20 protein-coding genes are annotated in these 23453 nt (G+C 75.8%); 11 read left to right on the top strand and 9 right to left on the bottom strand.

What is annotated here, in order from left to right:
- The first annotated feature begins 24 nt into the window (after positions 1–24).
- Genes ACRYMY_RS01835 through ACRYMY_RS01820 form a run of 4 tightly spaced genes read left to right on the top strand, consistent with a single transcriptional unit; the run spans position 25 to position 3560 of the window.
- Positions 25–1017, top strand: coding sequence for an ABC transporter ATP-binding protein (locus tag ACRYMY_RS01835; protein WP_432545558.1), 993 nt, complete (start codon positions 25–27; stop codon positions 1015–1017).
- A complete protein-coding gene (locus tag ACRYMY_RS01830) occupies positions 1007–1894 on the top strand; it encodes a hypothetical protein (RefSeq protein WP_432545557.1) in 888 nt (295 codons plus the stop codon). The genes ACRYMY_RS01835 and ACRYMY_RS01830 overlap by 11 nt, the downstream gene beginning before the upstream one ends.
- On the top strand, positions 1891–2823 hold the full coding sequence (locus ACRYMY_RS01825; RefSeq protein ID WP_369051896.1) for an ABC transporter ATP-binding protein: 933 nt from the start codon (positions 1891–1893) through the stop codon (positions 2821–2823). Before ACRYMY_RS01830 ends, ACRYMY_RS01825 begins: the two co-directional genes overlap by 4 nt.
- The gene (locus tag ACRYMY_RS01820) at positions 2820–3560 is read left to right on the top strand and encodes an ABC transporter permease subunit (protein WP_432545556.1); all 741 of its coding nucleotides are present in this window, start codon (positions 2820–2822) and stop codon (positions 3558–3560) included. Before ACRYMY_RS01825 ends, ACRYMY_RS01820 begins: the two co-directional genes overlap by 4 nt.
- 4 nt (positions 3561–3564) lie before the next feature.
- On the opposite strand, the gene ACRYMY_RS01815 is transcribed toward ACRYMY_RS01820, so the two are convergent.
- The 3 genes from ACRYMY_RS01815 to ACRYMY_RS01805 are packed head-to-tail and all read right to left on the bottom strand — an operon-like array spanning position 3565 to position 7028.
- Entirely contained in the window at positions 3565–4320 is a 756-nt protein-coding gene (locus ACRYMY_RS01815; RefSeq protein WP_432545555.1) for a FadR/GntR family transcriptional regulator, read from the bottom strand.
- Between the two features lie 9 nt (positions 4321–4329).
- Entirely contained in the window at positions 4330–6270 is a 1941-nt protein-coding gene (locus ACRYMY_RS01810) for a hypothetical protein (protein ID WP_432545554.1), read from the bottom strand.
- The gene (locus tag ACRYMY_RS01805) at positions 6267–7028 is read right to left on the bottom strand and encodes an SDR family NAD(P)-dependent oxidoreductase (RefSeq protein ID WP_432545553.1); all 762 of its coding nucleotides are present in this window, start codon (positions 7026–7028) and stop codon (positions 6267–6269) included. Before ACRYMY_RS01805 ends, ACRYMY_RS01810 begins: the two co-directional genes overlap by 4 nt.
- Before the next feature lie 273 nt (positions 7029–7301).
- On the opposite strand from ACRYMY_RS01805, the gene ACRYMY_RS01800 reads away from it, so the two are divergent.
- The 7 genes from ACRYMY_RS01800 to ACRYMY_RS01770 all read left to right on the top strand — a co-directional run bounded on the left by ACRYMY_RS01800 (position 7302) and on the right by ACRYMY_RS01770 (position 15790).
- A complete protein-coding gene (locus ACRYMY_RS01800; protein ID WP_432545552.1) occupies positions 7302–8180 on the top strand; it encodes a sugar phosphate isomerase/epimerase family protein in 879 nt (292 codons plus the stop codon).
- A gap of 59 nt (positions 8181–8239) precedes the next feature.
- Positions 8240–9121, top strand: coding sequence for a phosphogluconate dehydrogenase C-terminal domain-containing protein (locus ACRYMY_RS01795; protein WP_432545551.1), 882 nt, complete (start codon positions 8240–8242; stop codon positions 9119–9121).
- Positions 9122–9166: 45 nt separating this feature from the next.
- Positions 9167–10429, top strand: coding sequence for an ABC transporter substrate-binding protein (locus tag ACRYMY_RS01790; protein ID WP_432545550.1), 1263 nt, complete (start codon positions 9167–9169; stop codon positions 10427–10429).
- Positions 10430–10478: 49 nt separating this feature from the next.
- The gene (locus tag ACRYMY_RS01785) at positions 10479–11426 is read left to right on the top strand and encodes a carbohydrate ABC transporter permease (RefSeq protein WP_432545549.1); all 948 of its coding nucleotides are present in this window, start codon (positions 10479–10481) and stop codon (positions 11424–11426) included.
- Positions 11423–12319: a carbohydrate ABC transporter permease gene (locus tag ACRYMY_RS01780; RefSeq protein ID WP_432545548.1), complete on the top strand. Its 897-nt coding sequence runs from the start codon at positions 11423–11425 to the stop codon at positions 12317–12319. The genes ACRYMY_RS01785 and ACRYMY_RS01780 overlap by 4 nt, the downstream gene beginning before the upstream one ends.
- Before the next feature lie 53 nt (positions 12320–12372).
- On the top strand, positions 12373–13953 hold the full coding sequence (locus tag ACRYMY_RS01775; RefSeq protein ID WP_432545547.1) for an apiosidase-like domain-containing protein: 1581 nt from the start codon (positions 12373–12375) through the stop codon (positions 13951–13953).
- 73 nt (positions 13954–14026) lie between these two features.
- A complete protein-coding gene (locus ACRYMY_RS01770) occupies positions 14027–15790 on the top strand; it encodes a DUF5605 domain-containing protein (protein WP_432545546.1) in 1764 nt (587 codons plus the stop codon).
- 40 nt (positions 15791–15830) lie between these two features.
- On the opposite strand, the gene ACRYMY_RS01765 is transcribed toward ACRYMY_RS01770, so the two are convergent.
- The 6 genes from ACRYMY_RS01765 to ACRYMY_RS01740 all read right to left on the bottom strand — a co-directional run bounded on the left by ACRYMY_RS01765 (position 15831) and on the right by ACRYMY_RS01740 (position 23366).
- The gene (locus ACRYMY_RS01765) at positions 15831–17687 is read right to left on the bottom strand and encodes a putative bifunctional diguanylate cyclase/phosphodiesterase (protein WP_432545545.1); all 1857 of its coding nucleotides are present in this window, start codon (positions 17685–17687) and stop codon (positions 15831–15833) included.
- 112 nt (positions 17688–17799) lie between these two features.
- A complete protein-coding gene (locus ACRYMY_RS01760; protein ID WP_432545544.1) occupies positions 17800–18045 on the bottom strand; it encodes a hypothetical protein in 246 nt (81 codons plus the stop codon).
- 71 nt (positions 18046–18116) lie between these two features.
- Positions 18117–19328 carry a galactokinase gene (locus ACRYMY_RS01755; RefSeq protein ID WP_432545585.1) on the bottom strand — a complete coding sequence of 404 codons (1212 nt, stop codon included), beginning with the start codon at positions 19326–19328 and terminating at the stop codon, positions 18117–18119.
- Positions 19329–19330: 2 nt separating this feature from the next.
- A complete protein-coding gene (galT, locus tag ACRYMY_RS01750) occupies positions 19331–20428 on the bottom strand; it encodes a galactose-1-phosphate uridylyltransferase (RefSeq protein WP_432545584.1) in 1098 nt (365 codons plus the stop codon).
- Between the two features lie 77 nt (positions 20429–20505).
- Complete coding sequence (locus ACRYMY_RS01745; protein ID WP_432545583.1) at positions 20506–21297, bottom strand: DeoR/GlpR family DNA-binding transcription regulator; 792 nt, start codon at positions 21295–21297, stop codon at positions 20506–20508.
- 5 nt (positions 21298–21302) lie between these two features.
- On the bottom strand, positions 21303–23366 hold the full coding sequence (locus tag ACRYMY_RS01740) for a beta-galactosidase (protein WP_432545543.1): 2064 nt from the start codon (positions 23364–23366) through the stop codon (positions 21303–21305).
- Positions 23367–23453 lie beyond the last annotated feature (87 nt).

The raw sequence follows: 23453 nt of genomic DNA, 5'->3' as shown, positions 1-23453 counted from the left end.
CCTCCGGCGTGGTTGGGTCGGACCGTGAGCTCCCCACCCCCCGACGCCGCCGCGCTGGAGTGCCGCGGCCTGTCGAAGCGGTTCGGCCAGGTGCAGGCCCTCGACGCGCTGGACGTGGTCCTGACCGCCCCCGCCACCGGTCTGCTGGGCGCCAACGGCGCCGGGAAGTCGACGCTGCTGCGCACGGCGCTGGGGTTGACCCGCCCCGACGCGGGCCGGCTGGCCGTGCTGGGCCTGGACGCCGTCGCGCAGCGCGCGGAAGTCCGCCGGCGGGTCGGGTTCATGCCCGAGCACCCGTGCCTGCCGGCGGACCTGAGCGCGCAGGACGTGTGCGTGCACCTGGCGCGGATGCGGGGGCTGGGGCGCCGGGACGCGGTGCGCCGCACCAGCGAGGTGCTGTTCGCGGTGGGCCTGGAGGAGGAGCGCCGCCGCCCGGTGGGCAGCTACTCCCTGGGCATGCAGCAGCGCACGAAGCTGGCGCAGGCCCTCGTGCACGGCCCGGACCTGGTGCTGCTGGACGAGCCGACGTCGGGCCTGGACCCGGCCGGGCGCGAGGAGATGCTGCGGATCGTGCGGCGGCTGTCCACGGAGCTGGGGATCCGGGTGGTGACCAGCTCGCACGTGCTGGACGACATCGAGCGCACGTGCGACGAGGTCGTGGTGCTGCGCTCGGGCCGCCTGGCGGCGCAGCGGCCCGTGCAGGTGGCGGGGGCGGGCGCCGGTCCGGTGCGCGTGCAGGTGACGGGGGACGTGCCGGCGTTCGCGGCGGCGCTGGAGGCGGTGGCGGCGCCGCTGGGGGCGCGGCTGGCGCCGGCCCCGGACGGCGCGCTGGTGCTGGACCGCGGCACGGACGAGGTGCTGGACGCCGTGCGGGACCTGGCCGTCGAGCGCGGGGTGGGGCTGGCGCGGCTGGCGCCGGCCGGGCGCGGTCTGGAGGACGTGGTGCTGGACGCCATGCAGGGGGCCGAGCAGGGCGCCGGGCGGGCGGGCGAGGAGGTGGCGACCGGTGAGCGTTGACACGACGGGCGGCGCGGCGGGGGCCGCTCCGCGCGCGGTGCTGCACGACATCCGCTACTCGCGCTGGAGCGGGACGCTGCGCCCGCGCCGCTCGGCCGTGGCCAGCTTCGTGGCCTCGGGGGTGCGCCGGCCGTTGGGCCTGCGCCGCAGCGCGGGCGCGAAGGTGTGGCCGTTCCTGCTGCTGGCCGCGGCGTACCTGCCTGCGCTGGCGGTGGTCGCGGTGCCGCTGCTGGTGCCGGCGGTGCCGGTGCAGCCGACGGAGCTGATCTCCTACCCGCAGCTGCTGACGACGAACGCGGTGGTGCTGCTGGCGTTCACGGCGACCTCGATCCCCTCGACGCTGACGCGCGACCGGCGCGACCGGGTCCTGTCGCTGTACTTCGCGACGGCGCTGTCGTGGCTGGAGTACGTCACGGGGGTGGTGCTGGCGGCGCTGGCGCTGCTGGCGATCATCGTGCTGGGCCCGATGCTCGTGCTGTTCGTGGGGTCGGTGGCCACGGCCGACGAGCCGCTGCGCTGGCTGACGGACACCGCCGGGGAGCTGCCGCGGATCGTGGCGGCGGCCGCGCTGGTGTCGGCGTTCCACGCGGCGCTGGGGCTGGCGGCGGGGTCGCTGACCTCGCGCCGGGTGTTCGCCGTGGGCGGCTACCTGGCGGTGGTGCTGGTGGGGCCGGCGCTGGCGAACCTGCTGGCGGCGGTGACGGGGGAGGAGTGGCCGCTGGCGTTCGACCCGGCGGGCGGCCCGGTGCGGCTGGCCACGAGCGTGCTGGACGGCACGGCCGGGCCGGGGGCGCTGGGCTGGGCGGTGTGGGCGGCGGTCGTCGTCGCGGGCGCCGCGGTCCTGGCGCTGAAGTACGGGCGGGGGAGCGACGCGTGAGCGCGGTGGTGGAGCTGGACGCCGTCAGCAAGTGGTACGGCGACACGGTGGCCCTGTCGGACGTCAGCGTCGCGCTGGGCCCGGGCGTGACGGGTCTGCTGGGCCACAACGGCGCGGGCAAGTCGACGGCGCTGTCGCTGCTGGCCGGTGCGGTGCGCCCCAGCCAGGGCCGGGTGCGGGTGCTGGGCCTGGACCCGCACGCCGACCCGTCGGTGCACCGCGGGCTGGGGGTGGTCGCCGACGGGGAGGGCACGTGGGCGCACGCCACCGCGACCGCGCAGGTGGAGTTCCTGGCCCGGCAGCGGGGGGTGCGCGACCCGCGCTCGGCGGCGCGCGCCGCGCTGGCGCGGGTGGGGCTGACGCAGGCGGCGGACCGGCGGGTGGGCGGCTACTCGAAGGGGATGCGGCAGCGGGTGAAGCTGGCGCAGGCCCTCGTGCACGACCCGCAGGTGCTGCTGCTGGACGAGCCGCTGAACGGCCTGGACCCGGCGCAGCGGCGCGCGGACGTGGACCTGGTGGCGGCGCTGGGCGCGGAGGGCCGCACGGTGCTGGTGTCCTCGCACGTGCTGGGCGAGGTGGAGCGGATGGCGCAGCGGGTGCTGGTCGTCGTCAACGGCCGCCTGGTCGCCGAGGGCGAGCCGGCGGGCATCCGGGAGCTGCTGGTGGACCGGCCGCGCTCGGTGCGCCTGGCCGGCCCGGCGGTGCGGGAGCTGGCGGGGGCGCTGCTGGCGGACGGTCTGGTGAGCGCGGTGCGGGTGGAGGAGCACGACGTGGTGGTGGAGGCGCCGCGGGCGGTGGCCCTGGCGGAGGCGCTGCCGGCGGCGGCGCGGCGCGCGGGCGCGACGCTGCGGCGGGTGGAGCCCGTCGGGGAGGACCTGGAGAGCACGTTCGCGCACCTGGTGCGCGCGGCGAGGGGGGCGGGCCGGTGAGCGTGTGGTCGACGACCCTGTACGGGTTCTCGCTGCGGGTGGTGCTGCTGCGCGGGCGGACGGCCGCGTTCGCGGTGCTGCCGCTGCTGGTGGCGGTGGTGGCCGTCGTGGTGATCGCGACGACGAGCGTGCCCTCGCGCTACGGGGTGACCTCGACGGTGACGGCGGGGATCGTGACCGGCCTGGTGGTGCCGGTGGTGGCGCTGGTGCTGGGCACGGGCGCGTTCGGCGACGAGCGGGACGCGCGCACGCTGCCGCTGCTGCGCGGCACGGCCCGCCCGCGCTGGCACGTGGTGCTGTCGCGGTGGGCGGCGGCGTGGACGGCGACGGTGCTGCTGTGCCTGCCCGCGGCGGCGGGCGCGGCGGCGCTGGGGATCTCGGTGGACCGCCCGGCCGGTCCGGTGCTGGCGGGCACGCTGTTGGCGACGGTCCTGACGGCCGCGGCGTACACGGGGGTGTTCGTGCTGCTGTCGCTGCTGACGAGCCGCGGCCTGCTGGCGGGGCTGGCGTACGTGGTGGTGTGGGAGACGTTCCTGGCGGGGCTGGCGCCGGCGCTGCGGGGGCTGTCGATCGGCTCGTACGGGCGCCGGGTGGCGACGCTGGCGCTGCCGGCGGACGTGCCGGTGGCGACGGTGGCGACGACGTCGGTGGCGGTGGCCGCGGTGGTCCTGGCGCTGGTGGCGGCGGTCGCGGTGGCGCTGGCGTCGCTGCGGCTGCAGCGGATGGACGTGGGCTGAGGCGTCAGCCGCGGTCCGCGCCGCGCGGGTGCAGGGCGTCCTCGATGCGGGCCCCCGCGGTGCGCATGTGCGCGCGCATGGTCCGCTCGGCGGCGCCCGGGTCGCCGGAGGCGATCGCCTCGAAGACCTCCCGGTGCTCGCGGGCGGCGATCTCCGCCTGCCGGCGCTCCTGCAGGTGGCGCTCGACCCACACCCGCAGCAGGGAGCGGGTGCTGCGCAGCAGGTCGTCGAGGGCGTCGTTGCCGGCCGCCCGGCCGATCTGCGCGTGGAACATCGCGTCGGCGGCCACGAACGCGTCGAGGTCGTCGAGGCTGGCCTCCATCGTCTCCACGTGCTCGCGCAGCAGCGCGACGTCCGCGTCGGTGGCGCGCACGGTCGCCAGCGAGGCGGCCTGCACCTCCAGGGCGCTGCGCACCTCCGACAGCTGGGCGGTGTGCTCACCGGCCAGCATCAGGCCCCAGCTGAGCGTGGTGGGCAGCAGCTCGGACATGCTGTCGCGGATGTAGGTGCCCGAGCCGGGCCGGACCGTGACCAGGCCGAGGATCTCCAGCGCGGCCAGCGCCTCGCGCACGGCGGAGCGGCCGACGCCCAGCGACTCGGCGAGCTGCCGCTCGGGGGGCAGGCGCGAGCCGGGCGGGAACTGCCCGGAGGCCACGCGCTCGGTCAGCTGGCGGGCCACCTCCGCGGCGGCGGAGCCGCGCGGCACGGCCGTCAGGGTCAGCTGCGCCAGCGCGGGGTCGTCCTGGCGGAAGGAGGGCACTCGGGGAACCTAACGGGTCGGTCCCGGCAGCGGCCCGGTCCAGACGAGGACCGCGCCGGGGGCCAGGGGCAGCAGGAGGGTGTCGCCCGGGGGTGCGGGCAGGGCCGTGGCGGGCTCGCCGGCGGGGACGTGCGCGGGCCGCAGCCGTCCGGCGCCGAAGCCGCCGGGCGCGCGCAGCCGCAGGTGCACGGTCGCGCCGGTGGTGTTGGCCGCCAGGACCGTGCCGTCGCCGCCGGACCCGTCGGCCGGACCGGCGGCGAGGACGGCAGCCCCCGCGGGGACGGGCCCGGCCACGTCCCAGCGGGGGCGGCCGGCGAGGGCGGCGAGGTGGCCGACGGCGGCGGCCGCGGGGTACGGCTCGCCCTCCGCGGTCCCGAGGCCGCGCGGGCCCCAGGCCTCGGCGAAGCTGAGGCTGGCCACCCCGGGCACGCCGAGGGCGGCGGCGGAGGCGACCAGCCAGGCCGCGAAGCCGCGGCTGCGCTGGCGGGGGTCGGTGGCGCCGGGCACGTGCTCGGCCCCGTACCCCGCGCTGAGGTCGCCGTGGGCCTGCGGACGGCGGGGGGTGGTGGCCACCGCGTTGAACCGGGGGGCGAGGGTGATCGGCCCGACGTGCACGGGGCGCCCGCCGGCCAGCCGCACGGCCCGCTCGGCGACCAGGCGCTGCACCGCCAGGGACTCGAGGACCTGCGCGCGACCGCGGTCGTGCATCTGCGGGGTGGTGCTGAACGTCCAGGCCGCCGCCTGCTCGGGCAGCCGGTGGTGGCCGCGGTTGAGCTCGGTGAAGTGCGCCCGGGTGCCGGCCAGCACCTGGGCGTCCAGGCCGGTGCGCCGCACCTCGTCGGCCAGGGCCCGCCACAGGGCCGGTTCGCTGAGGTGGGTGGTGGCGCTGAAGACGGCGACGCGGCGCACCGGGAGGCCGTGCAGCGCGGCGACGGCGTCGGGCAGCGTCCCGGCGTCGTCGGTGACCAGCCGCACGTCCAGGGCGGCGCCGGCGGCGTCGCGCCGGGCCCGGTCCAGCGCGCTGCGCCAGCCGGTGCCGTCGAGGTCCAGCTCGACCAGGACGGGCAGGGCGCCCGTCCAGGGCGGGGACGGGGTGCGGTCCGCCGGTTGCGGGGCGGTGGAGGCGCCGGTGCCGACCTCCGGGTGCGGCGCGGTCGAGGGCGCGAGGTCCACGTCGACCGGTCCCGCGGCTGCGGGCGCTGCGGCAGCTGGTGCCGGGCCGGACGGGGTGGTGCCCGGCGCGGGTGCGTCGACCTGCAGCGACAGCTCCTGCCGGACCGTGCTCCCGGCGGGCAGGTGGACGGGGAAGGGTCGCTCCAGGGGGGTGCTGTAGGTCTTGAAGGAGGCGTCGGTCCAGTTGCGCTGGTCCTCCACCTCGAAGACGTCCCCGCGCAGGTCGGCGCGCACGACCCCGGCCGGCGCGGACCACCGCAGCCCGGCGATGTCGCGGGCCGGCTGGTGGGGGGCGATGTCGCGGGGGAAGCGGGTGGAGGTGCTGGTGCCGTCGGGGTGGCGCACCAGCAGGCCGGTCCCGGCCAGGTCGGGGTGGTGCAGCAGCACGAGCCCGACGCGGTTGCACCACGACGGGGCCAGCGCCCTCGCCTCCGCGCTGACGCGCACCCCGTCGGGGTCCACCCGCACGCGCGCCTCCCAGCTCAGGTCCACCTCCGCACCGCGCGCGCGGGCGCGCACGGTGACGTCCAGGCCGTCGCGGTGGTGCTGCACCCAGAGCAGCTGGACGTCGGCGGGCACGGTCGCCCAGTCGCGGTCGCGCACCACGAAGCGCACCGCCCGCAGCACGGCCCGGCCCTCGTGGGTCAGTTCCTCGAGCTGGTCGCCGACCAGGTGCAGCCGCCAGCCGGCCGCGGCCAGGAGCACCGGCGCGGGGTCGTCGTCGCGCCACAGCTCGCGGGCGGAGCGCTCGCCCAGCGGCCCGTCCGGGGGGTTCACAGCGAGGTCATCCCGCCGTCGACGCGGAAGAGGGCTCCCGTGGCGAAGGACGCCTCGTCGCTGGCCAGGTACACCATGATCCCCTCCACGTCGGCCGGGGCGCCGGGCCGGCCCAGCGGGGTGCGGGCCACGATCGCCGCCCGCGAGTCCCGGTCGCCGGAGATGGCGGTGACGAGCGGCGTCTCGGTGTACCCGGGTACGACCGTGTTCACGCGGACCCCGTCGGCGGCGTAGGCGGCGGCGACGGTGCGCACCAGGCCGTGCACGCCGGCCTTGGAGGCGGAGTAGGCGGTGAAGTCGCGCCCCTCGCCGTTCAGGCCGGTGGGGCTGCCGGTGCAGACGATCGACCCGCCGCGCCCGCGCAGGGCGCGCACGGCGTGCTTGACGGTCAGGAAGGTCCCGGTCAGGTTCACGTCCAGGGTGCGCCGCCAGACGTCCAGGTCGAGGTCGGCCGCCGGCGCGTCACGGCCGAAGAGCTGCACGCCGGCGTTGGCGACGACCACGTCCAGGGGAGGGCCGTCGGCGGTGACGCGCGCGTAGGCGCCGGCCACGCTGTCCTCGTCGGTGACGTCCATCCGCACCGCCACCGCCCGCCGGGGGTCTGGCAGCTCCTGCACGGCGCGCTCGGCGCCCTCCAGGTCGCGGTCGGCGAAGACCACGCGCGCCCCCTCGGCGGCGAAGCGGGTCGCCACCGCCCGTCCGATGCCCGACGCGGCGCCGGTCACCAGCGCGTGCTTGCCCTCGAGCCGATCGCCCACGGTCCTCGTCCTCCTCGTCGCAGGAACTCGCGAGCGCTCACCGTAGCCGAACCGGTTGACCGGAAGAAGGACTGGAGTCAAAAAGGTCAACCGGTTGACAGACGCGGTTGCCGGTGCGCAGACTGCCACCGCGGCACAGCAGCCGCTCCTCCCGGCGAACCCCGCCGGCGCACCACCTGCCACCACACCCGTGCAGGCGCACTCCCCGAGAACTCCCACCGCCCGGGACGGCACCACCCGCCGTCCGGTGACCCCCTCGACCCAGGAGCCAGCGTGGACACCGCACCCACCAGCACCCCGGCCCCGCCCGCCGCCGCTGTCGGCGCCGACGCGGGTGCCGGTGCGGGGGCAGGGACCTACGCCTACTTCTGGCGCTCCTCGCAGCGCGTGGAGCACCCCCTGTCCACCGCCGAGCAGCTGCACGACGCCGCCGGCCTGGGCGCGCGGGTGTTCCAGATCTGCGACGACCCGCACCTGGACCGCACGGGGCCGGCCGACCTGGTGGCCCTGCGGCGCACCGCGCAGGACCTGGGCCTGGCGCTGGAGGTGGGCACCCGCGGCACCGCGCCCGAGCACCTGCGCCGCTACCTGTCCCTGGCCGAGCAGCTGGGCGCTCGCCTGGTGCGCAGCATGTGGACCAGCGGGCAGGACCGGCCGGACCCGGCGGAGACCGAGCGGCGGCTGCGGCAGGTCCTGCCCGACTACGCCCGCGCCGGCACGACGCTCGCCCTGGAGACCTACGAGCAGGTGCCGACCCGCGACCTGGTGGACGTCGTCGAGGTCCTCGGCGACGACCACCTCGGCGTCTGCCTGGACCCGGCCAACACCGTGGCCGCCCTGGAGCACCCGGCGGACGTGCTGGCCCGCTGCGCCCCGCACGTGAAGAACTGGCACGTGAAGGACTTCGCGTTCACCCGCGCCGAGGGCTGGGTCGGTTTCTCCCTCACCGGCGTGCCGCTGGGGGAGGGCCTGCTCGACCTCGACGGGATCGCCGCCGCCCTGGACCCGGCGGGCCGCGGCACCAGCCGCGTCGTCGAGCACTGGCTCCCCTGGCAGGGGGACCCGGAGACCACCGCGCGCACCGAGGCGGCGTGGACGAGCGCCGCCCTGACCCGCCTGGGCGCGTCCCCGGACGGCCGCCCGAACCCCTGACCGGCCGCGCGCCGACCGCTCACCCGGACCCCACCCCACAGCTGCTGAGGAGCCCCACCGTGACCGACCTCGCCGAGAACACCACCAGCACCGGAACGCTGACCGTCGCGGTCGTCGGCGCCGGCGGCAAGATGGGCATGCGGGTGTCGAACAACCTGGCCAAGAGCGCCTTCACCGTCCGCTACGCCGAGAACTCCCCCGCGGGCGTGGAGCGCGTGCGGGCCGCCGGGCGCGACGTCGTCCCGGCCGCCGACGCCGTCGCGGACGCCGACGTGGTCGTCCTGGCCGTGCCCGACGTCGTGCTGGGCAAGGTCTCCGAGGACCTGGTGCCGCGCATGAAGGACGGTTCCGTCCTGCTCACCCTGGACCCCGCGGCCGCCTACGCCGGCCTGCTGGCCCAGCGCGAGGGCGTCGCCCAGGCATGCGCCCACCCGTGCCACCCGTCGGTGTTCCTGGAGCGGCGCACCGACGAGGAGTACGCCGACACCTTCGGCGGCATCGCCGCCGCCCAGGAGGTCGTCGCCGCGCTGCAGGTCGAGGACGAGGCCGTGCGCGCGCTGGCCGAGCAGGTCATCACCACGATCTACGCCCCCGTCATCGCCGTGCACTGGGTGACGGTCAAGCAGCTCGCCGTCCTGGAACCCACCCTCGTGGAGACGATCGCCTGCATGATCGGCGAGCTCCTGCAGGAGGCCCTGGAGGAGACCGTCACCACCGCCGGGGTCCCCGCCGAGGCCGCCCGCGCGATGCTGTGGGGCCACGTGGGCATCGCCCTGACCAACGCCCTGCGCGGTTCCAACCCCTTCTCCGAGGCCTGCCACACCGCCATGGCCTACGGGCGCGAGTCCATCGTCAAGGAGGACTGGAAGAAGATCTTCCGCGACGAGGAGCTCGACACCGTCATCGCCCGGATGCTCAAGATCGACGCCGTGCGCCGCTGAGCGCCCGGTCCCGCCCAGAGAACCCACCGAGAGGCTCGAGCAACGATGCTGAAGAACCGGACCCGGGCCGCCGCGGCCGCCCTGGTGAGCGCCACCGTCCTCCTCACCGCCTGCGGCGGTGGCAGCGGCGGCGGTGGTGGCGGCGACGAGCTGACCATCTGGATGCTCACCCTGGAACCCACCCAGAAGGAGGCGGTGGAGCAGGTCGTCGAGGCGTACGAGGAGGCCAACCCCGGCAGCACCGTCACCGTCGAGGAGCGCGCCGTCGACGCGCACAAGGACGCCCTGCGCCAGGTCGCCGGCACGAACGCCGGCCCGGACGTCTACCAGTACTGGATGGGCCCGGGGCTGGGCGGCGAGCTCGTCGCCGCCGGCATGAGCAGGGACCTCAGCGACTACTACGACCAGTACGGCTGGGACGAGCGCTTCAGCGACCCGGCCATGGCCAACGTCACCCAGTACGGCGGCAAGATGGGCGTGCCGTGGGTCGTGCAGGGCGAGGGTCTCTTCTACAACAAGGACCTCTTCGAGCAGGCCGGCATCACCGCGCCCCCCACCACCTACGACGAGCTCGTCGCGGCCGCCGACCAGCTCGTCGCCGCCGGGACCACGCCGATCGAGTTCGGCGGCACCGTCAACTGGCACGTCATGCGACTGCTCGACTCGCTGCTGGAGACCGGGTGCGGCGCCGAGACGCACGACGCCCTCAAGGCCGGGGAGGCGGACTGGGGCGCTGAGGCGTGCGTGGGCGAGGCGTTCACCGAGCTGAAGACGTGGGGCGACGAGTACGTCAACGACGGCTTCATGGGCATCTCCAACGACGAGTCCAGCCAGCTCTTCTACACCGGACAGGCGGCCATGGCGCTGGAAGGTGCCTGGTTCAACGCGAACATCGCCGAGAACGGCATGGACCCCGCCACCGTCGGCATCGTGCCCTTCCCCACGGGCACCGGCCGCCTCTACGGGTTCGCGGAGGGCTTCTACGTCAACGAGGGCTCCGAGCGGGCCGACGAGGCGGCGAAGTTCCTGGACTTCGCCACCAGCACCGACGTGCAGCAGTCCGTGGTCGGCGCCTTCTCGCCGCTGTCACCCAACACCGAGGTCGCGCCCGCGACCGGCAACCCCCTGCACGAGCTGTGGCCGCCGATCTTCGACGAGGCCACCGGGCTGTACCTCAACGGCGACCAGGCGCTGAGCCTGGACGCCACCACCGAGTACTGGCGGATCCAGAACTCCGTGCTGACCGGCAGCATCGACCCGGCCGACGCCGGTGCGCAGTTCCAGGCGTACCTGGACGCCAACCAGTGACCCGCGGGGGCGGGGCGGCGCACCGCCGCCCCGCCCGTGAGGAGGGATGATGGCCGTACTCGACCAGACGCCGACGGCGGACGACCAGCCACCGGTCCGACCCGTCGCGCCCCGCAAGGACCGGCGCTTCCTGCGCGCCCTGCCGTACCTCGTCCCCGCAGGCGTCCTGTACGTCTGGTTCCTCGCCTACCCGATGCTGGACTCGGTCCGGCTCTCGTTCTTCGAGTGGTCGGGGTTCCGCACCGAGGAGCCCCGCTTCGTCGGCTGGGCCAACTACACCCGGATGCTCACCGCGGACCCCGTCTTCTGGACGTCCGTGCGCAACTCGGTCGTCTGGGTCGTGCTCTCGCTGCTCGTGCCGATGGTGCTGAGCCTGCTGCTGGCACTGGGGCTGAACAGGAAGATGCTCGGGCGCAACCTCTTCCGCGCCGTCTTCTACATCCCCGCGGTGTTCGCGTCGATCACCGTCGCCGCCATGTGGCGCTGGATCTACAACCCGACCCTCGGCGCGGTCAACCAGGCGCTCGAGGCCGTCGGGCTCGGTTCCTGGGCGCAGCAGTGGCTGGGCGACCCGCGGCTGGCGCTGTACTCGGTCTTCGTCGCCGCCGTCTGGCAGGGCGTCGGGTTCACCATGGTGCTGTTCCTCGCCGGCCTCCAGCAGGTCCCGCAGGAGCTCGTCGACGCCGCGAAGGTCGACGGCGCGAACCGCTGGCAGGTGTTCCGCGCCGTCACCGTCCCCGCGCTGCGCCCGACCACGGTGGTGGTCGTCATCCTGACCATCATCAACTCGCTGAAGGTGTTCGACCTCATCGTCGGCATGACGGGCGGCGGCCCGGCGCAGTCGACGCAGGTCCTGGCCCTCTGGTCGTACACGCAGTCCTTCTCCAACCACGCCTTCGGGGCCGGTGGGGCGATCGCCACCGTGCTGCTGCTGCTGTCGCTGGCCCTCGTGGTCCCGTACATGATCTGGTCGATGAGGGGAGACGACGAGCGATGAGGACTGTCGCCGTTCCGACGCCGCAGGGCACCGGTCCCGTCGCGGTGCTCGGGGCACCGCCGCGCCGCCGGCCCGACTACGTCGGCTGGGGCCTGTGGGTGGCCCTCGCCCTCAGCGCCGCCTTCTGGGCCCTGCCGTTCGTCTTCATGGCGCTGACGTCGGTGAAGAGCCGCGCCGACATCACGCAGTCGACCACCTGGGCGCTGCCGCAGGAGTGGCAGTGGGGCAACTTCGCCGCCGCGGTCGAGACCGGCAACCTCTGGGTGACCGGGACCAACAGTCTCCTGATCTCCGTGGTGAAGGTGCCCCTCGGCCTGCTGCTCGCCGCCGCGGCCGCCTTCGCCCTGGCCCGCCTGCGCTTCCGCTGGCACAAGGTCGTGCTGTGCCTGTTCGCGGCCGGGTCGATGGTGCCGATCCAGGTCGGCCTCGGCCCGCTGTTCAACACGATGCTGTCGCTGGACCTGCTGAACTCCCGCGCCGGCCTGCTGCTGCCCTACCTGGCGTTCGGCATCCCGTACCAGATCTTCATGCTCTACGGGTTCTTCCGCGCCATCCCGGACGAGCTGGAGGAGTCGGCGCGGGTGGACGGGGCCTCCACGTTCCGGATCTTCTGGCAGATCTGCCTGCCGCTGGCGAAGCCGGCGCTGGCCGCGCTGTTCATCCTGGACTTCGTCGCCACCTGGAACGAGTACGCGATCGCGACGACGCTGCTGACCAGCCAGGGCAACTGGACCATCCCGCTCGCGGTCCAGGGCTTCAGCACCCAGCACGGCACCGACTACGGCCCGCTGAACGCCTTCATCATCATGTCGGCGGTGCCCGTGCTGATCGTCTACCTGCTCTTCCAGCGCTACTTCGTCCAGGGCGCCTTCGCCGGCGCCGTCAAGGGCTGAGCGCCCACCGTCCCGACCCTCCCGACCGCAGCCGCACCCAGGAGAGCCTCCGCATGACCGTCGCCGCTGACGCCGCACCGACCGCCGCCCCCTGGCAGGAGGTGGAGCTCACCCTCACCGCCCGCTCCCGGCACCGCGACCCCTACGGCGCGGTCGACGTCTGGGTCGACTTCCGGCACGAGAGCGGCGCGGTCCTGCGGCGCCCCGCCTTCTACGACGGCCCTGCCGCCGGCGGCGACACGTGGCGGGTGCGCTTCGCCTCCCCCCTGCCGTCGGGGACGTGGCGCTGGCGCAGCGGTGCCTCGGTCGCCGACGCGGGGCTGGCCGACCGGGAGGGCAGCGTCGAGGTGCGGGCCGGCGCCGGGGCGCCGCGGGGGCGCTTCGAGCGCCACGGGTTCTGGCGGATGGCGCCCGACGGGCTGACCCTGCAGCACACCGACGGGACCCCCGCCGTGCTCGTGGGCGACACGGCCTGGGGCCTGCCGTGGCGGGCCACCCCCGAGCAGGTGCGCACCTACGCCGCCGACCGGTCCGCCAAGGGCTTCAACGCGGTGCTCCTCATGAGCGTCCAGCCGGACATGGGCGCCGAGGGGCCCGAGGACCGCACCGCCGACGAGGGTTTCGGCCGGGGGTTCCGCGACCTGCACGAGGGCACCCTCACCGACGTGGACGTGGAGTACTTCCAGCACCTGGACGTCCTGGTCGACGTCCTGGTCGAGCACGGCGTCGTGCCCGTGTGGCAGCCGGTCTTCCAGGGCTTCGGGTGGAAGGGCCTCGGGGTCGCCGGCACGGTCGTCCCGCCGGAGCAGTACGCCCGCTACTGCCGCTACCTCGTGGCCCGCTACGGCGCGCGCCCGGCGGTCTGGCTGGTCGGCGCCGACGGCTCCGGCCACGAGCCGCAGATCGCCGCCGGTGGCGCCGAGGTGCACGCCTGGGACTGCTACGAGCAGCCGACCGGCGTCCACTACCGCCCCCACGCGAGCAACGACGCGCACCAGGACGCCGACTGGCTGGACTTCCAGTGGTGCCAGACCGGGCACAGCGGCGAGCACTTCCCCGAGCGCGTCGCCGACATGGCGCGCAACACCCCGCTGAAGGGGGTGGCCAACGGCGAGCCCAGCTACGAGAACACCGGGCGCACCGGCCGCGCCGCGGGCTGGTGGCAGGGCCACGAGGCCTGGGCGAACCTGTGCGCGGGCGGCACGATGGGCGTCGTCTACGGCGCCGGCAGCCTGTGGCAGTGGAAGCTGCACCCCGACGAGCCCGGTCACTCCGACTTCTTCTCCGCCCCCGGCGCCGGGTGGCGCGAGGCGCTGGACTTCGAGGGTTCCACCTACGTCGGCCTGGTCGCCGGGATCCTCGACGGCCTGCCGCTGACCGGGGCGCGCCCGGACTGGACGCACACCCTGCACCCGCGCGGGCTGCTGGTGCCGGACGTCCTGTTCGTCACCTACCTCGCCGAGGGCGGCGACCTGCGCGTCCTCGACGGGGGACCGGTGCCCCGCGCCTACCGCGTGGTCGACCCGCGCACCGGTGAGGTGGTCTCCGAGGGCGTGCGCGAGCACGACGACTCCCCGGTGCCCGACGCGGGCGGCGAACCCCGCGTGTACATCTGCACCCGACCGGGCGCCTGAGCCCACCGACCTCCGCTCCTCCCACGACCTCGCGCTCGCCGTCCGTGCGCCGAGCGCGGTGAAAGGCCGACCCGTGCCCCACGCCCCCGGTCCCCTCACCCCCGACACGCCCCTCCTGGAGGTGCTGCGCTCTCCCGCCGGCGACGAGGTGCTGCGCCGGCTGGCGCCTTCCGTCGTGGAGTCGCCCCTGCTGCACACCTACCAGAACCACCCCGTCGGCCTGGTCCTGCGGACGGAGGAGGGCCTCGACGAGCAGGCCCGCCGACAGGTCCTGCAGGAGCTGCAGGACCTGGACCCGGCCGCCCCCGCGCTGGTCGGCACCGCACCGGCGCCGGCCGCGCCGAGCCGGACCTACGAGGGTGACGACGTGGCGCCGGGGTCGGCGGCGGTGAGCGCACCCGGCGAGGTGGAGGTCTGGCAGCGCTTCGAGGTCGTGCTGCAGGGCCCCTCCCACGGCAACCCCTGGACCGACGTGGAGCTGAGCGCGCGCTTCTTCGGTCCCGCGGGCGACAGCCGCGACGTCTCGGGCTTCTACGACGGCGACGGCCGCTACCTGCTGCGGTTCCTGCCGCCCGAGGCCGGGGACTGGCGCTTCGAGACGACCAGCAACGCCCGCTCCCTGGACGGCGTCCAGGGCGAGCTGCAGGTGCGGCCCGGCTCCGGCCGGGGCCCGGTGCGGGTCGCCGACCAGTACCACTTCCGCTACGCCGACGGCAGCCGGTACCTGCCGATCGGCACGACGTGCTACGCGTGGACCCACCAGGACGAGGAGCTGCAGGACCTCACCCTGCAGACCCTGGCGGCCTCGCCGTTCAACAAGATCCGCATGTGCGTGTTCCCCAAGTCCTACACGTTCAACACGAACGAGCCCTCGCGCTACCCGTTCGCCCGCGAGCAGGACGGCGGCTGGGACCCCACCCGGTTCGACCCCGCCTACTGGGCGCACCTGGAGCGGCGGATCGACCAGCTGGACGAGCTGGGGATCGAGGCGGACCTCATCCTGTTCCACGCCTACGACCGCTGGGGCTTCTCCACCATGGACGCGGCCACCGACGACCGCTACGTGCGCTACGCCGTGGCCCGGTTGTCGTCCTTCCGCAACGTGTGGTGGTCCCTGGCGAACGAGTTCGACCTGCTGCACACCAAGACCGAGGACGACTGGGAGCGGTGGGCGGGCATCATCGGCCGCTGGGACGCCAGCGACCACCTGCGCTCCATCCACAACTGCCGCGACGTCTACGACCAGTCCAGGCCCTGGATCACGCACGTGAGCATGCAGCGCACCGACGTCTACCGGACGGCGGAGAACACCACCGGGTGGCGCGCCGCCTGGGGCAAGCCGGTCGTCGTCGACGAGTGCGCCTACGAGGGCGACATCGACCAGGGGTGGGGCAACATCACCGGTGAGGAGATGGTCCGCCGGTTCTGGGAGGGGGCCCTGCGCGGCGGCTACGTCGGGCACGGCGAGACCTACCTGCACCCGGACGAGGTGCTGTGGTGGGCCAAGGGCGGCGAGCTGCACGGCACCAGCCCCGACCGGATCGCCTTCCTGACCTCGATCGTCGAGCAGGTGCCCGGCGGGGTGCTCGAGCCGTTGCCGGGGAGCTGGGACGCCGTCAGCGCCGGCGTGCCGGGGGAGCACCAGCTCGTGTACTTCGGCAACCACCGCCCGCGGTTCCGGCGGTTCTTCCTCGACCCCGACACCACCTGGGACGTCGACGTCATCGACACCTGGAGCATGACCGTGGACACCGTGCCCGGTCCCCGCTCCGGCAGGTTCGTCGTCGACCTGCCCGGTCGCCCGTACACCGCGGTGCGCCTGCGCGCCCGGCGGTAGGCCGCCGCGCCCGGGCGGGGCCGGGCCGGTCCCGCCCGGGTCAGCCCCGCCCGGGCGCCGACCCGCTCCACCGCGTCAGCTGCTCGGCCGTCAGCGGCCGCGCCAGGTGGAACCCCTGCGCGTAGCGGCAGCCCAGGGCGGTGAGCCGCTCCAGCGTGGCGGCGTCCTCGACGCCCTCGACGACGACGTCGCAGCCGAGCTCGTCGCCCAGGCGCAGCACGGAGGCCACGACGGTGGCGGCCTCGCGGTGGGCGACGACGTGCTCGGTGAACGCCCGGTCCACCTTGAGCACGGACACGGGCAGGTGCACGAGGCGGCTGAGGGAGGACCAGCCGGCCCCGAAGTCGTCGATGGCGACGGCGCACCCGCGCCGGCGCAACCGGGTCAGGACGGCGGCGCCGTGCGGGTCGTGCAGGAACGCCGACTCGGTGATCTCCAGGACGAGGCGCTCGGGGGCCAGGCCGGAGGCGTCCAGGGTGCTCGCGACGGCGTGCTCCAGCAGCGGGTCGCCCAGCTCCAGCACGGAGACGTTGACGAACAGGCGGCGGGGCGAGCGCGCGCCCAGCTCCTCGTCCCAGGCGGCCAGCTGCCGGCAGGCGGTGCGCAGCACCCACGCGCCGAGCGCGCGCACGAGGCCGGAGTGCTCGGCGGCGGGCACGAACTCGTCGGCGGCCAGGGTGCCGCGCTCGGGGTGCTCCCAGCGCAGCAGGGCCTCCACGGCGACCGCGCCACCGGTGCGCAGGTCGACGACGGGCTGGTAGCGCAGGTGCAGCTGGCCGTCGGCCAGGGCGCGGCGCAGGGCGGGCACGAGGTCCGCGCGGGAGGTGGCGTCGGCGTAGGCGGCGGGGTCGAACAGCGCCCACCGGCCGCGGCCGCGCTGCTTGGCCAGGTACATGGCGGCGTCGGCGTGGGAGACGAGGGTGTCGGCGGGGACGCGGTCGTCGGGGCCGAGGACGGCGACGCCGATGCTGGCGGAGGGCTGCACGGTGAGGTCGTCGGCGTCGGCGGGCACCGCGAACTCCTCGACGACGCGCTGGGCGACGGCGGTGGCGCGCGCGGGCGAGGCGAGCCCCTGCAGGAGGACGACGAACTCGTCGCCGCCGATGCGGGCGACGAGGTCGTCGGGGCGCAGGGCGCGGCGCAGCCGCTGGGCGCTGACGCGGATGAGCTGGTCGCCGGCGAGGTGGCCGTAGGTGTCGTTGGCGTACTTCAGCCCGTCGAGGTCGACGAAGAGGACGGCGACGCTGCCGGGCCGCGGGCTGGTGGCGACGACCTCGTCGAGGCGCTGCAGGAACGCCCAGCGCACGGGCAGGCCGGTCAGCGGGTCGTGGGCGGCGCGGTGGGCGAGCTCCTGGCGGGCGCGGCGGGCCTCGTCGCGGTCGCGGACGACGGACAGGTAGGAGGCGGCCAGGTCGGCGAGCAGGCCGGCGGTGGCCAGCTCGTGGGGGGTGAAGGGGCGCACCTGCGCGCGGTACACGCTCAGGGCGCCGATCGGGCCCTCGCGCCCGCGCAGCGGCAGGGCGGCGACGGTGCGCACGCCCAGGCCGACGGCTTCGGCCTGGAACTGCGGCCAGTCCCCCTCGACGGCGAGGTCGCCGACGGCGACGACCCGGTCGTGGCGCACGCAGTCGTGGCACGGGCCCTCCTGCAGGAGCTCCTGCAGGTCCTCCAGGCGCCGGGCGCCCTCGTGCAGGGAGTGGGCGAGGACGAGCCGGCCGTCGGGGGCGGGGACGACGACCCCCGCGCCGTCGGCGTGCAGGATGCGCACGGCGGCCTCGGCGAGGCGGCGCAGGAGGTCCTCGGCGGAGAAGTCGCCGGTGACGGTGCGGGTGAAGGTGCGCACGACGTCGACGACCTCGCCGAGCTGGCGGTCGGCGGGGGACGGCTCGACGGGCACGCGCACCCCCTGACCTCGTCGTCCCCCCGCGGCTGGAGGGTGCCGGGCACGCTAGCGCCGCGCCCCCGGTGCGGCGAGCGGTCGCGCACCGCACCGAGGGGCGGTCGGGCGGTCAGCCCCGCAGGGCGTGCTCGTCGGCGCGGCCGTCGTCGTCGAGGGCGTCGAGGGCGACCAGCCGCCACCAGGCGGGGGTGCGCGGGTGGGGGCCGGGGTCGACACCGGCGGCGCGCAGCCAGGCGCGGTCGCGGGCGACGCGGCGGCGCCAGCGGCGGCGGTGCAGCCACCACAGCAGGGCGGCGTGGGCGGCGAGGAGCAGCAGGACGCAGCTCCAGTACGCGCCGGGGGTCAGCAGCGGCACCCGCGCGACGCTACGAGCGGTGGACGACCGATCACCCCCCGCGCAGGAGGCCGGGGGGTGAACGGCAGGTGTCAGGCGTCGCGCCCGGCGCCGGCCGAGGGCAGCGCGGACAGGAACTGCGGAGCCCGCAGCCGCGCGTCCGCGAACGCGCGGGCCACCTCCTGCGCGACGTCGCCGGCCGCGCCGGCCCCGACGAGGGCGATGGCGGAGCCGCCGAACCCGCCGCCGGTCATCCGGGCGGCCAGCGCGCCGGCGGAGCGGGCGGTGTCCACGGCCAGGTCGAGCTCCCGGCAGGAGACCTCGTAGTCGTGGCGCAGCGACTCGTGCGAGGCGTCCAGCAGCGGCGCGACCTCCCGTTCGCGGCCGGCTCGCAGCAGGTCCGCGGTGCGGCGCACCCGGTCGATCTCGGTGACGGCGTGCCGCACCCGCCGGCGCAGGACGGCGACGTCGTCGCCGGGCCCGGCCGCGGCGGCCAGCCGGTCCAGCGCCCCGTCCAGGTCGGCGGGGTCGACCTCGCGCAGCGTCGGCACCCCCAGCAGGCGCGCGGCGCGCTCGACGTCGGCGCGGCGGGCGCCGTACTCCCCGCCGGAGTGCGAGTGCGCGGCGCGGGTGTCGACCACGAGCAGCGCCAGGCCGGCGGCGGCCAGGTCCAGCGGCAGGTGCTCGACGGTGTCGTCGCGGGTGTCCAGCAGGATCCCGCCGCCGGGCCGGGAGCGCAGCGAGGCCGCCTGGTCCATCCCGCCGGTCGCGGCGCCCGCGACGACGTTCTCCGCCTGCACGCACGCCGCGGCCAGCTCGGCGCGGCCGGCGTCGTCGGTGGGCAGGTCGTCCAGGTCGGCCAGGGCGATCGCGACGGCGCACTCCAGCGCGGCCGAGGACGACAGCCCCGAGCCGAGCGGGACGTGCCCGTCGACGACGGCGTCGAAGCCGTGCGCCGTGCCCATCGCCCACGCCACCCCGGCCACGTAGGCGGCCCACCCGTCGGGGGTACCGGGGCCGACCTCGGACAGGGAACCCTCCCAGTCGGCGCCGGCCTCCTGCGCGGAGCGCACGCGCACGACGTCGTCGTGGCGCGGGCTGAGCGCGACGAACGTGCGGTGCGGCAGCGCCAGCGGCAGGCACAGCCCACCGGTGTAGTCGACGTGCTCACCGACGAGGTTCACCCGCCCCGGCGCCGACCACACCCCCTCCGGCGTCTCGCCGAACACGTCGAGGAACGTCGCGGCGACGGCCTCGGCCGCCTCCGCGCGCCCCGGTGCCTCGAAGAACCGCACGTCCGCCACGCTCACGCCACCTCCCGCAGCCGCTGCGCGACCGCCTCGGGCGTGGTGTCGTTGATCCACGCCGCCATCGCCGACTCCGAGCCGGCCAGGTACTTCACCTTCCCCGGCCCGCGCAGCACGCTGAACACCTGCAGGTGCAGCCGGAACTCCTCCCGCCCGGTGCGCACGGGCGCCTGGTGCCACCCGGCGATGTAGGGCAGCGGGTGCTCGTCGGGGTAGTAGCGGTCCAGCCGGCCCAGCAGGTCCAGGTAGGCGGTGACCAGGTCGGCGCGCTCGGCGTCGTCGAGGGCCGGCAGGTCCGGCACGTCGCGGTGCGGGGCGAGGTGGACCTCGACGGGCCAGCGGGCCGCGGCCGGCACGTACGCCGTCCAGTGCTCGGTCTCCAGCACGACGCGGGTGCCGGCGCGGCGCTCGGCGTCCAGCACGTCGCGGAACAGGTTGCGGCCCGTGGCCGCGCGGTGCTCGGCGGCGCGGCGCAGGGTCGTCGCGGTGCGCGGCGTCACGAACGGGTAGCCGTAGATCTGCCCGTGCGGGTGCGGCAGCGTCACGCCGATCTCCTGCCCGCGGTTCTCGAAGCAGAACACCTGCTCGACGCCGGGCACCCGCGCCAGCCCCTCGGTGCGGTCCACCCACGCCTCCACGACGGTGCGCGCGCGGTGCGGCGCCAGGGTGCCGAACGAGCCGGTGGCCTCGCTGGTGAAGCAGATGACCTCGGTGCGCCCGGTGCCCGGCCGCACCGGCCACAGCTCCTCGCCGTCGACGAGACCGGGGTCGCCGCCCACGCGCGTGGAGAAGGAGGGGAACCGGTTCTCGAACACGACGACGTCGTAGGAGTCGTCGGGGATCTCGGTGGGGAACCCGCCGGGGACGGTGGGGGCCAGCGGGTCCTGGTCCGGCGGCGGCATGAGGGTGCGGTCGTTGCGGTGCGAGGCCATCGCGATCCAGTCGCCCGTCAGCGGGTCGTACCGCACCTGCGTGCGGCCGCGCACGACGTCGTCGGCGGGCGGCAGCGGGCGGGTGTCGACGGCGTCGCGCACCCGGGTGCCGGACAGCCACGGCTCGGTGTCGTCGAAGTAGATGAGCTCGCGGCCGTCGGCCATCCGGGTCGACGTGCGCCGGAACGCGTGGGCGCCCTCGCCGGAGGAGGTCCGGTGGGCGTCGGGTTCCTGGGGGCGGTTCACGGGGTCTCCTCCTCGGGAGCGGTGACGAGGTCCCCGACGAGGTCGCGCACGGCGTCGCGCGCGTCGTCGGGGAACTCGGTGTCGGTGACGAGGACGTCGACGGCGTCGAGCCCGGCGATGGTCGCCAGGCCGACGACGCCCCACTTGGTGGCGTCGGCGACGACGACGAGGGAGCGCGCGCACTCCACGAGCGCGCGGTCGGTCTCGGCCTCGGCGAGGTTCGGGGTGGTCAGCCCGGCGCGCACGTCCAGGCCGTGGACGCCGAGGAACAGCTGGTCGACGTGCAGGCCGGCCACGCTGCGCACGGCGACCGGGCCGGTGAGCGCGTCGGAGGGGGTGCGCACGCCGCCGGTGAGCACGACGGTGCGCCCGGCCTCCTCGGCGCCCGGCTCGTGCAGGACGTCGGCCACCCGCGGGGAGTTCGTCACGACGGTCAGGTCCGGCACGCCGCGCAGCGCGCGCGCCAGCTCCACCGTCGTCGTGCCCGCCGACAGCGCCACCGACGCTCCGGGGCGCACGAGAGCGGCTGCGGCGCGGGCGATCGCGCGCTTCTGCGCGGTCTGCAGCTCCGCCTTGGCGGCGAACCCGGGTTCCGCGCTGCTGCGCTCGTCCAGGGAGGCGGCCCCGCCGTGCACGCGGGCGACGAGCCCGCGCCGGTGCAGCTCGCCGATGTCGCGGCGCACCGTCATGTCGGACACGCCGAGGCGCTCGACGAGGTCGGCGACCCGCACCCCGCCGCGCTCGCGGACGGCCTCGAGGATGAGCGCCTGGCGCTGGTGGGCCAGCACGGCGCTCACCGCGCCTCGCGCACCACGGCGCTCGCACCGGGCGCCAGGTGCAGCTCGCCGGCGACGTCGCGGCCGGCGACCTCGTCGAACCCGGTGACGGCGACGGTGGCGGGTTCCGTCCCCGTGGCGAAGGCGAACAGCCAGCTGCGCCCGTCGGCGTGCCGGCGGCGCACGACGTCGACCTCACCGGTGGCGGCGGCGACCGGTTCGACCCCCGCTGCCGCGAGGACGCGCTCCAGCAGCGCGCCCAGGCCCGCGTCGTCCAGCGACGTGCCGCAGTACCAGGCGGTGTCGCGCCGGGTGGTCGCCGGGCTGCCCGCGACGGGACCGGTGTACCGGGCCAGGACCTCGGTGCCCTCCGCGGCGGCGCCGCGCTCGGTCCACGTCGTGACGGCCGAGCCGTCGTCCAGGGCGGCGGTGCGCCCGGGCAGCAGCGGGTGGAACTCCTCCACGCGCACGCCCAGCAGGTCGCGGAACGCGCCGGGGTAGCCGCCCAGGCGCACGCGGGCGCGCTCGTCCACCAAGCCGGAGGCGTACGTGACGAGCACGTGCACCCCGGCCGCGGCGGCGTCGGCGACGGCGCGCGCGGTGGCGTCGTCGGTCAGGTACAGGGTCGGGACGACGACGGCGCGGTAGCCGCGCAGGACGGCGGCCAGGTCCTCGACCTCCTCGCCCGGGTGCGCGGGGCGGAACGAGCCGACGCCCAGGACGTCGACGCCGACCTGCCGGCGGCGCAGCGCGGAGTGCACCCGGTGCGCCTCGCGCAGGTGGTGAAGCTCGCTGCTGGGCAGCGTCTCGCCCTCCAGCGCCCAGGCGTTCTGCCAGTCCACCAGCAGCGCGACGTCGGCCTGCACGTCGCTGCCGGCGACGTCGCCGAGGCGGCCCAGCAGGTCCCCGAGCTCGGCGACCTCGCGGAAGCGGTCGCTGTCCGGCCCGGCGTGCGGGACGAGGGCGGAGTGCCACTGCTCGGCGCCGCCGGCGGAGGCGCGCCACTGGAAGAAGCAGACGCCGTCGGCGCCGCGGGCCACGTGCTGCAGGGAGTCGCGCAGCATGTCGCCGGGGGCCTTGGCGACGTTGACGGGCTGCCAGTTCACCGCGCTGGTGGAGTGCTCCATGAGCAGCCAGGGACCGCGCGCGATCCCGCGGGTGAGGTCCGCGGAGAACGCCAGCTCCGGCCGCGGGTCCAGCGGGTCGCCGGGGGAGCCGGGGCCGACGCCGGGCACGAGGTAGTGGTCGTTGGAGACGACGTCCTGCTCGCGGGCCCAGCGCGCGTAGTCCACCGCCGTCTGCCCCGCGGTGACCATGAAGTTCGTCGTCACGGGCACGTCGGGGGTGCGCCGGCGCAGCACCTCCTTCTCCGCCAGGTGCTGGCCGAGCAGCTCGTCGGAGGAGAACCGCGCGAAGTCCAGCGCGTGGGCGGGGTTGGCGAAGCTGGAGGACAGCGCCGGCACCTGCACCTGCTCCAGGTCGGTGTAGTGCTGGCTCCAGAACGCCGTCGCCCAGGCCTCGTTCAGCTCCTCGACACCGGAGTACCGCGCGGCGAGCCAGCGGCGGAACGACGCCGCGGACACGTCGCAGTAGCAGCGCGCGTTGTGGCAGCCCAGCTCGTTGCTGACGTGCCACAGCCGCAGCGCGGGGTGGTCGCCGTAGCGCGTGGCGAGCGTGTCGACCAGCAGGAGGGAGCGCTCGCGGTAGACGGGGGAGCTGGGGCACCAGCTCTGCCGGCTGCCGAAGGTGGCGCGGCGGCCCTCGTGGTCCACGGGCAGCACCTCGGGCCAGCGCTGCGACATCCAGGCGGGCGGGGAGGCCGTCGCGGTGGCGAGGCTGACGCCGATCCCGCCGGCGTGCAGGTCGTCCAGGACGGCGTCGAACCATCCCAGGTCGAAGCGGTCCGGCTCCGGTTCGAGCAGCCCCCAGGCGAAGATGCCGACGGACACCAGGCTCACGCCGGCGCGCTGCATGAGGCCGACGTCCTCACGGCGCACCTCCGGCGGCCACTGCTCGGGGTTGTAGTCCGCCCCGAAGGCGATCCGGGTCTGCCCGCCGGGTCCCTGGCTCCACTGCCGCACCCCGCCAGCATGGAGCACGCCGCCCCGCGGGTCAAACACGAGCGAACACGAACGGACAGAGGTTGACACGTCCCGGGGCGGCGGCGA

The organism is Kineococcus haloalkalitolerans, assembly GCF_050871905.1.
Lineage (GTDB): Bacteria > Actinomycetota > Actinomycetes > Actinomycetales > Kineococcaceae > Kineococcus.
The sequence above is the reverse complement of the archived record's forward strand: the minus strand, read 5'-3'. Positions and strand labels throughout refer to the sequence as shown.

Excerpts from the sequence above, each read along its gene's own strand:
- ACRYMY_RS01785 (WP_432545549.1), top strand. The coding sequence starts at position 10,479 with ATGGCCGTACTCGACCAGACGCCGACGGCGGACGACCAGCCACCGGTC.
- ACRYMY_RS01790 (WP_432545550.1), top strand. The coding sequence starts at position 9,167 with ATGCTGAAGAACCGGACCCGGGCCGCCGCGGCCGCCCTGGTGAGCGCC.
- ACRYMY_RS01780 (WP_432545548.1), top strand. The coding sequence starts at position 11,423 with ATGAGGACTGTCGCCGTTCCGACGCCGCAGGGCACCGGTCCCGTCGCG.
- galT (WP_432545584.1), bottom strand. The coding sequence starts at position 20,428 with ATGGCCGACGGCCGCGAGCTCATCTACTTCGACGACACCGAGCCGTGG.
- ACRYMY_RS01775 (WP_432545547.1), top strand. The coding sequence starts at position 12,373 with ATGACCGTCGCCGCTGACGCCGCACCGACCGCCGCCCCCTGGCAGGAG.